The sequence below is a fragment of the Wolbachia endosymbiont of Drosophila bicornuta genome (genome assembly GCF_028982105.1).
GTDB lineage: Bacteria > Pseudomonadota > Alphaproteobacteria > Rickettsiales > Anaplasmataceae > Wolbachia > Wolbachia pipientis.
On sequence record NZ_JAPQLF010000023.1, the window covers coordinates 1 to 578 of the forward strand.

The window sequence follows — 578 nt, forward strand, 5'->3', positions numbered from 1 at the left end:
CTACTGCTCTACCATAGCCATAAGCACATATCTTATCCTATTCGGACTATTGCGAGAAGTGCTATACTATTGAGTCTGCATCTTTTAGCTCACTTCCTATTCTTTCAAGTAAATTATTCTCATTTAAACCTTCACTCTTGCTTACCTCATTTATTATTTCAAAAAACTTTTCCTTTTTTATTGCCATAACCTTTCCTCTCAATTTATTTATTATTGCTGAACAGTCTCACAAAAAAGTTAAGTTTGTCGAAATTTCATGTTTGATCTAAAAATTAGTCATAAACATTTTCTATGCAAGTAGCTGACACTGGTTCATTCTATAATGGTGTCACAGCAGTCCTACATCATGCCACCGCGAACCGTCATACCGCGATTCATTCGCGGTATCTCATCCGCTAACAAGTAGCAGAATGACAGCAGTCCTACGTCATACCGCCGCGGTATCTCCAGATCCCGCTGGGATGACGATTGTCGTTTAGCTATAAATATTTAAGAAATTTACCAAATAAAAAAAAAGGCAAAAGAAGCCCTGGGGTTATTATCTGCTTTAAAATATTGGCGTTTTTTATGTTTTAAAC

1 protein-coding gene is annotated in these 578 nt (G+C 36.3%); it reads left to right on the top strand.

Translation table 11 applies throughout. The features are described 5' to 3' along the window. On the top strand, positions 1-189 hold a 189-nt coding region (locus OZD68_RS00150), incomplete at its 5' end, for a hypothetical protein (RefSeq protein WP_275008683.1). Positions 190-578: the final 389 nt, after the last annotated feature.